Annotated in this window: 10 protein-coding genes and 1 pseudogene; all 11 read left to right on the top strand. The window is 69.3% G+C overall.

Annotation, left to right across the window (positions count from 1 at the left end; translation table 11 throughout):
• Positions 1-234: 234 nt before the first annotated feature.
• A complete protein-coding gene (locus AC2W7M_RS15750; RefSeq protein WP_486133164.1) occupies positions 235-969 on the top strand; it encodes a branched-chain amino acid ABC transporter permease in 735 nt (244 codons plus the stop codon).
• Positions 942-1,088, top strand: coding sequence for a hypothetical protein (locus tag AC2W7M_RS15755; protein ID WP_486133165.1), 147 nt, complete (start codon positions 942-944; stop codon positions 1,086-1,088). Before AC2W7M_RS15750 ends, AC2W7M_RS15755 begins: the two co-directional genes overlap by 28 nt.
• On the top strand, positions 1,085-2,101 hold the full coding sequence (locus tag AC2W7M_RS15760; RefSeq protein ID WP_486133166.1) for a branched-chain amino acid ABC transporter permease: 1,017 nt from the start codon (positions 1,085-1,087) through the stop codon (positions 2,099-2,101). Before AC2W7M_RS15755 ends, AC2W7M_RS15760 begins: the two co-directional genes overlap by 4 nt.
• The gene (locus tag AC2W7M_RS15765) at positions 2,101-2,853 is read left to right on the top strand and encodes an ABC transporter ATP-binding protein (protein WP_486133167.1); all 753 of its coding nucleotides are present in this window, start codon (positions 2,101-2,103) and stop codon (positions 2,851-2,853) included. Before AC2W7M_RS15760 ends, AC2W7M_RS15765 begins: the two co-directional genes overlap by 1 nt.
• Positions 2,850-3,587, top strand: coding sequence for an ABC transporter ATP-binding protein (locus AC2W7M_RS15770; RefSeq protein WP_486133168.1), 738 nt, complete (start codon positions 2,850-2,852; stop codon positions 3,585-3,587). Before AC2W7M_RS15765 ends, AC2W7M_RS15770 begins: the two co-directional genes overlap by 4 nt.
• Positions 3,588-3,617: 30 nt before the next feature.
• Positions 3,618-4,106 (top strand): annotated as a pseudogene (locus AC2W7M_RS15775) (ABC transporter substrate-binding protein); the annotation flags it as partial.
• 64 nt (positions 4,107-4,170) lie between these two features.
• A complete protein-coding gene (locus AC2W7M_RS15780; RefSeq protein WP_486133169.1) occupies positions 4,171-4,944 on the top strand; it encodes an ABC transporter substrate-binding protein in 774 nt (257 codons plus the stop codon).
• A gap of 249 nt (positions 4,945-5,193) precedes the next feature.
• Positions 5,194-5,820: a TetR/AcrR family transcriptional regulator gene (locus AC2W7M_RS15785; protein ID WP_486133170.1), complete on the top strand. Its 627-nt coding sequence runs from the start codon at positions 5,194-5,196 to the stop codon at positions 5,818-5,820.
• 128 nt (positions 5,821-5,948) lie between these two features.
• Complete coding sequence (locus AC2W7M_RS15790; RefSeq protein WP_486133171.1) at positions 5,949-6,215, top strand: DeoR family transcriptional regulator; 267 nt, start codon at positions 5,949-5,951, stop codon at positions 6,213-6,215.
• Positions 6,122-6,730: a DeoR/GlpR family DNA-binding transcription regulator gene (locus AC2W7M_RS15795; protein ID WP_486133172.1), complete on the top strand. Its 609-nt coding sequence runs from the start codon at positions 6,122-6,124 to the stop codon at positions 6,728-6,730. The genes AC2W7M_RS15790 and AC2W7M_RS15795 overlap by 94 nt, the downstream gene beginning before the upstream one ends.
• Positions 6,727-7,491, top strand: a 765-nt coding sequence (locus AC2W7M_RS15800; RefSeq protein WP_486133173.1) for an ABC transporter ATP-binding protein, incomplete at its 3' end; no start/stop codon positions are given. The genes AC2W7M_RS15795 and AC2W7M_RS15800, both read left to right, overlap by 4 nt.

Raw genomic sequence — 7,491 nt, forward strand, 5'->3', positions numbered from 1 at the left:
CGGCCCAGCCTCGAGGCGTCGAGGGCGTGCGCGCGCCCGTCCCGGGCCGGCGCGGCCCGGGCCTGCGCCATGAGTGAAGACATCGCAGGCGAGCGCTGGGCGAAATGGCGAAAAGCGTGTCATCTGCCGAGAATTTGGGCGTGCCTTTTCCGCAAACCCTTTTGCAGATTTTCGCGGTACCCCCCGCGCTTCCGGGCGGCAACACTCGATGAAACACAACAACCTGCCAGAGCCATGGACATCGTCATCGCACTGACCATCAACGGCCTGATCTGGGGACTGATCGTCGCGCTCATCGCGCTCGGCCTGTCCATCATCTTCGGCCTGCTGGACATCATCAACGTCGCCCATGGCGACTTCTTCATGGTCGGCACCGTGCTCGGCCTCGTCATTGCCGGCTCCACGGGCTTCTGGATCGCCCTGGTGCTGGTGCCGCTCCTGGGCTTCTGCCTGGGGCTGGTGATCGAGCGCCTGGTGATCCGCCCCGCCATCAGCTCGGCCTCGCTCACCATCGTCATCACCTTCGGCCTGTCGATGATCCTCCAGGAAGCGGTGCGCGCCACCCTCGGCCCGCAGCCGCGCCGCATGGCCGCCCCGGTGGAGGGCACCATCCACCTGTTCGGCATCGACTACGACATCTACCGCCTGTTCGCGGCCCTGTTCGCGGCGCTCGCCATCGCCGGCTTCTTCCTGTTCCTGTCGCGCACCACGCTCGGCACCTGGATCCGCGCCGTGCGGCACGACCGCGAGACCGCGACCGCGCTCGGCATTCCGGTGACGCTGGTGTGCGCCTTCACCTTCGCCCTCGGCACCGCGCTGGCGCTGCTCGGCGGCGTCATCGCCGCGCCCATCACCACGGTGGACTTCCGCGCCGGCATCGACATCCTGCCGGTGTGCTTCATGGCGGTGGTGATCGGCGCCTCGGCAACCTCAAGGGCACGGTGGCCGCCGCGGTGCTGCTGGCGGTGATGGAGGGGGTCGTCTCCGCCTTCGCCGACCCGACCATGGCGCGCATCTCCTCGCTGGTGGTGATGAGCGTCGTGCTGCTCGCCCGTCCTCACGGCCTGTTCGCGGGGGCCACGCGATGAGGGCCGCCGGCATCGCCTTGATCGTGGCGCTCATCGCCGCGCTCGCCAGCCTGCCGCTGGTGCTGCCCGCCTTCGGCCTCACCTTCTGGGTGAACGTGGTGGCGGAAATTCTCATCTGGTCGCTGCTCGCCGCCAGCGTGAACCTGCTGTTCGGCTATGTGGGTCTGCTGTCGTTCGGCCAGGCGCTCTATTTCGGCTTCGGCATGTACGGCACCGCCATCGGCATCTCCATGTTCGGCCTCGGCCTGTGGCCGGCGCTGGCTCTCGGCGTCGTCGCCTCCACCGGCATGGCGGCGCTGGCGGGGGCGTTCGCGGTGCGCCTCACCTGGCACTATTTCGCGATCATCACGGTGGTGTTCTCGCTGATCTTCTACTTCGTCGCCATGTCGCAGAAATGGCTCACCGGCGGCGACGACGGCCTGTCGTTCAGCGCGCCGCCGATCCTGGAGGCGGCAGGCTGGATGCTGACCGACCGCACGACGCAATACTACTTCATCTTCCTCGTCTGCCTCGCCTGCTATGCGCTGCTGGCGCTGGTGGTGGCGAGCCCGCTCGGCCTGCGCTTCGCCGCCGTGCGGGAGAACGAGAAGCGCGCCCAGCTGATCGGCATCAACGTCTATGCCACGCGCTGGATCGCCTTCGTGCTGGCGGGCTTCATCGCCGGCGTGGGCGGCGCGCTGCTGGCGCTGTTCGGCCGCTACGCCTCGGCCTCCTACATGTTCTACCACGTCTCCGGCGAGGCGGTGGTGTGGGCCATCGTCGGCGGTGCGGGCACGCTGCTCGGTCCGCTGGTGGGCACGGCGCTGCTCATCGTCTTCCGCGAGGTGGTCTCCGGCCTCTGGGAGAACTACCTCATGGCGGTGGGCGCCATCACCATCCTGGTGGTGATCTTCGCGCCCAAGGGCCTGGTCGGCTCGCTTAATGCGCTCGCCCGCCGCCGCGAAAGCCAGGAGCGCGAGCATCTGGAAAATCCCGGCATCCCCGCCACCCCCGCCCGCGCGGAGGCCGAGTGATGGAAAACGTGCTCTCCATCCGCGGCCTCACCAAGCGCTTCGGCGGCCTCGCCGCCGTCGACGGGGTGGACCTCGACTTCCCCTATGGCGTGCTGAGCGCCGTGATCGGCCCCAACGGCGCCGGCAAGACCACCCTGTTCAACCTCATCACCGGCATGCTGCCGGCGGATGGCGGCGAGGTGGTCTTCGAGGGCGACGACATCGCCGGCCTCAAGCCGCACCAGATCGTCTCGCGCGGCCTCTCGCGAACGCTGCAGATCAAGAGCGTGTTCACCGGCCTCACGGTGGCGGACAATCTGCGCGTGGCGGTGATGGCGCACGAGAAGATCGCGAGCCCGCTGCGCCCGGCGCTCGGCTTTGCCGGCGTCAACCGGCGGGTGGAGGAACTGCTTGCCGAGACCGGCCTCGCCCGCCTCGCGAAGCGCGTCGCCGGCACGCTCTCTTATGGCGACGTGGCGCTTTTGGAGATCGCGCTGGCGCTCGCCAACAAGCCGAAGCTGCTGCTGCTGGACGAGCCCATCTGCGGCATGAGCCCGGCGGAGACCGAGACCACGGTCGCCCGCATCGTCGCGCTCTCCAAGTCGACGCAGATCATCCTCATCGAGCATGACATGGAGGTGGTGTTCGCCATCGCCGAGCGCATCACCGTGATGGCGGCTGGCCGCGTGCTCGCGCGCGGCACCCCGAAGGAGATCGCGGCGAACCGCGAGGTGCAGGACGCCTATCTCGGCGCGCCGGAGGACGCAGCATGAACGCCCCGCTCGCCCATCCCGTGGTCGGCAGCACGGTGCTCGACGTCAAGGGCCTCGAGGCCTCCATCGGCCGGGTTCCGGTGCTGCGCGGCGTGAACCTCAACGTCGGCGCCGGCGAGACGGTGGCGCTGCTCGGACGCAACGGCGTCGGCAAGACCTCGACCCTGCGCGCCATCCTCGGCCTGCTCCAGCGGCGCGGCGGATCGGTGGCGTTCCAGGGGAACGACATCGGCCGCCTTCCGGCCTACAAGCTCTCCGGCCTCGGCATCGGCTACGTGCCGCAGGGCCGCGGCATCTTCCCGGTGCTGAGCGTGGAGGAGAACCTCTTCCTCGGCCTGAGGTCGGCGCCCGATCCGGAACTGGTGGAGGACATCTACACCCGCTTCCCGCGGCTCGCCGAGCGGCGCTTCCAGGCCGCCGGTACGCTCTCCGGCGGCGAGCAGCAGATCCTCGCCATCGGCCGCTGCCTGATGCGCAAGCCGAGCCTGATCCTGCTCGACGAGCCCACCGAGGGCATCATGCCGAAACTCGTCGCCGAGATCCGGCGCGAGATCGCCGCCATCGCCAAGCGCGGCGTCGCCGTGCTCCTGGTGGAGCAGAATGTGCGCACGGCGCTCGCGCTCGCCTCGCGCATCTACCTGATGGAGCGCGGGCAGGTGGTGCACGAGGCCACCAGCCAGGACCTCACCACCGATCCCTCGACGATCCACCGCTATCTCGGCGTGGCGCTCTAGAGCACGCACAAACAAACCGGAGTGGAACAGATGACCGACGGCAAGGCGAAATTCCCCGAACTCTCCGCGTCCCCCGCTCCCGAAGCGTCCGGCCTGTCACGGCGCAGCTTCCTCGGCCATGCGCTGGCCGGCGGCGTCGCCGCGGGCACGTCCTATCTCGGCTTGACCAAGGATCTCTACGCCCAGGCCGGCGGGCCGATCTATATCGGCAACCACTGCGAACTGACCGGCGGCTTCTCCTCCTGGGGCTACTGGCACGACAAGGCGGCCAAGGCCGCGGTGAAGCTGGTCAATGACGGCGGCGGCATCGCTGGGCGCAAGGTGGAGCTGCTCACCGAGGACACCGAATCCAACCCGGCGGTGGGCTCGCGCAAGCTGCGCGCGCTGATCGAGCGTGGCGGGGCGAACTTCGTCGTCGGCTCGGTGCATTCCGGCGTGATGCTCGCCTCCATCCCGGTCGCCACCGAGCTGAAGACCATCTATTTCTCCGCCGGCGAGGCCACCGAGGCCACCGGCTCCAAGGGCACGCGCTATTCGTTCCGCACCGGCACCGACACCTACGGCCTCGCCGCCGCCGCGCGCCGTGGCATTCGCGAACCTCGGCAAGACCTGGACCATCATCTCGCCCGATTATGCCTGGGGCCACAGCCACTACCAGGAGCACAAGGCGGTCATCGAGAAGCTCGGCGGCAAGGTCCACCCGCCGATCTTCGTGCCGCTCGACGCCAAGGACCTCGTGCCCTACCTCGCCAAGATCCAGCAGGACACGGAGGTGCTGTTCTCGGTGTTCTTCGGCGCCCAGTCGGTGGCCTTCTACACCCAGGCGAAGTCCATGGGCCTCGAGAAGACCATGCGCATGTATTCCATCTGCGGCACCATGGAGGCGATCGCCCCGGCGGACCTGCAGGGCGCGGGCGAGGGGGTCTATCTGGTCGAGAACTTCCCGCGCATGCTGAAGTTCAAGGACGACGAATTCCACAAGAAGCACAACGAGATCATGGAGATCGACGACGTCGACGCGCGCGAGAAGACCTCCACCAAGGTGATGGCGAAGAGCCATGCCTGGCAGTCCTGGGAGAACGTGTTCGCGCTCAAGGAGGCGATCGAGAAGAGCGGCTGGAAGACCAAGAAGGACGACCTGCTCGTCATCGAGGCGCTGGAGGGCCTGGAGATGGCCAATTCGCTGGGCCACCCGCAGGGCGCCAAGCTGCTGCGCAAGGAGGACCACTCCGGCATCATCGACTGCTACATCTCGCGCGTCATCGACAACAAGCTCGAGGTGCAGAAGAAGGTGACGCGCGAGGAGCTGGGCAAGGCCATGCCGCCGCGCGTGGACCTCTCCAAGATGCCGGCCTGAGCGCCGCCGGCCCCTGACGAAAGGAGGCTCCGGCCGCGCCGGAGCCTCCAGCCGGTGCGAGCGCCGCGTTCGATTTCCGGGCGCCGCCGCCGCCGCGCGAACCGCTGTCCCCTTGGTCCCGGCGCCCGCTTGCGCTATCGCAAGGCGTGGCGCGGCCCGCGCCGTGTGCGGCTCAAGGACGGAAGACGCGGTGAAGCCATTCGCCGAGACGCCGGATCGAGCCGCGCCGCGCGCCCGCCCCGGCGCCACATGCGCGCCGCCGACCGCGAGCAGGCCATCATCGAGGAGGCGGTGCGGTTCTTCGCTGAGCGCGGCTTCGAGGGACAGACGCGCGAACTGGCCAAGCGCATGGGCATCACCCATTCCGCCATCTACCGCTACATCCCGAGCAAGGAAGCGCTGATCGAGCGGGTCTACGAGCACGTCTATCTCAGCCGCTGGCAGGCGAGCTGGGCGCTCCTCGTCACCGACCGCGCGCGCCCGCTGGAAGAGCGCCTCACCCAGTTCTACCTCGAATATGTGGAACGGGTGTTCGACTATCACTGGGTGCGCATCTTCGCCTTTTCGGGGCTGAAGTCGTTCGACATCACCAGCCGCTACCTCGCCATCGTGCGCGATGAGATCATCCTGCCCGCCTGCGCGGAGCTGCGCGCCGAGCTGAAGCTGCCGCCGCCGGAGGACGTGCCGATCGGCGAGCGCGAGGCGGAGCTGTTCTGGGGGCTGCACGGGCGCATCTTCTACCTCGCCATCCGCCGCTACGTGTACGGCACGACGACGCCGGACGACCTCGCGCCGATCGTGCGCGACGCGGTCAAGAGCTTCCGCGCGGGCGTCGCCCCGGTGGTGGCGGACATCCTGCGCGACCGGATGCGCTGAAGACCGGCCCGGCCAGGGCGAGCCACCACCCGGGAGGTTCATTCGAGCGTCATAGAACTGACGTTCCAGGTTCAACGAGCCCGATTACGGTCCCGCCGATGTTCAAATGAACATGACGGCGGACGGGAATGAACATCACACCGCGACAGCACGGCATCGTCGACCTCGCCCGCCAGGGCGGGTTCCTGAGCGTCGAGATGCTGGCCGAGCATTTCGCGGTGACGCCGCAGACCATCCGGCGCGACATCAACACCCTGTGCGACGCCAATCTGCTGCGCCGGCGCGCGGCGGCGCGGAATATGTGGAAGCGCCGCGCGTCAACCTGCCCTACGACTCGCGCCGCATCATCCATCCGCTCGCCAAGCAGGCGATCGGCGCGCTGGTGGCGGGCATGATCCCGAACGGCGCCTCGGTCTCGTTCGGCATCGGCACCACGCCCGAATTCGTCGCCCTCGCCCTGCAGGGCCACGCTGACCTCACGGTCGTCACCAACAACCTCAACGTCGCCATGGCGCTCTCGGTGGCGCGCTCGAACCGCATCATCCTGCCCGGCGGGGCGGTGCGCCTGCCGGATCGCGACATGCTCGGGCCGCACGTGGAGGAGATGTTCGGCGACTACCGGGTCGATGTCGGCGTGTTCGGTGTCGGCGGCATCGAGCCGGACGGCACGCTGGTGGATTTCGACCGCGCCGAGGTGCTGGTGCGCGCCGCCATGCGCGGCAGCTGCCGCCGGTCCATCCTGGTGGCGGACGTGAGCAAGTTCGGCCGGCCGGCGCCGGCGCGCGGCGGCCGGCTCGCCGACATCGACCTCGTGGTGCTGGACGCGCCGCCGCCGCCCGAATTTTCGCCGCTGTTCGCGGGCGAGGACCAGGCCCGGCGCCTGCGCGTCGCCACCGGAGCGCGCGCATGAACCCGTCCGGCTCCGACTTCGTGCGCCTTGAGGGCGTCACGCGCCGCTTCCCCGGCGGCGGGGGCGTTACGGACCTGTCCATCGCCATCCCGCGCGGCGGCTTCACGGTGCTGCTCGGCCCGTCCGGCTGCGGCAAGTCCACCACGCTGCGCATGATCGCCGGGCTGGAGACGCCCGACCGCGGCCGGGTGGCGATCGGCGGGCGCGACGTGACCGCGCTCGCCCCCTCCGCGCGCGGCCTCTCGGTGGTGTTCCAGTCCTACGCGCTGTTTCCGCATTTGTCGGTGGAGGAGAACATCGTGTTCGGCCTCAAGGTGCGCCGGGTGGCGAAGGCCGAGCGGAGCCGCAAGCTCGCCGAGGCATTGGCGCTCACCGGGCTCGACGGCCTCGGCGCGCGCAAGCCAGCCCAGCTCTCCGGCGGCCAGCGCCAGCGCGTGGCGCTGGCGCGCGCCATCGTCGCCGATCATCCGCTCTGCCTGATGGACGAGCCGCTCTCCAACCTGGACGCCAAGCTGCGCCACGCGGTGCGCCAGGACATCCGCGCCTTGCAGCGCCGGCTCGGCATGACGGTGATCTACGTCACCCACGACCAGACCGAGGCCATGGGCATGGCGGACCAGGTGATCCTCATGCGCGACGGCCGCGTCGAGCAGCAGGGCGCCCCCGCCGACCTCTACGAGGCCCCCGCCTCGGCCTTCGCCGCCGGCTTCATCGGCACGCCGCCCCATGACGCTCATTCCGGCGGCACTGGTGCCGCGCGC

It is taken from the genome of Xanthobacter sp. BG11Y11_SDJG (assembly GCF_057364445.1).

Coding starts and splice junctions, on each gene's coding strand:
- AC2W7M_RS15785 (WP_486133170.1), top strand. CDS start 5,194: ATGCGCGCCGCCGACCGCGAGCAGGCCATCATCGAGGAGGCGGTGCGG.
- AC2W7M_RS15790 (WP_486133171.1), top strand. CDS start 5,949: ATGAACATCACACCGCGACAGCACGGCATCGTCGACCTCGCCCGCCAG.
- AC2W7M_RS15760 (WP_486133166.1), top strand. CDS start 1,085: ATGAGGGCCGCCGGCATCGCCTTGATCGTGGCGCTCATCGCCGCGCTC.
- AC2W7M_RS15765 (WP_486133167.1), top strand. CDS start 2,101: ATGGAAAACGTGCTCTCCATCCGCGGCCTCACCAAGCGCTTCGGCGGC.
- AC2W7M_RS15750 (WP_486133164.1), top strand. CDS start 235: ATGGACATCGTCATCGCACTGACCATCAACGGCCTGATCTGGGGACTG.
- AC2W7M_RS15770 (WP_486133168.1), top strand. CDS start 2,850: ATGAACGCCCCGCTCGCCCATCCCGTGGTCGGCAGCACGGTGCTCGAC.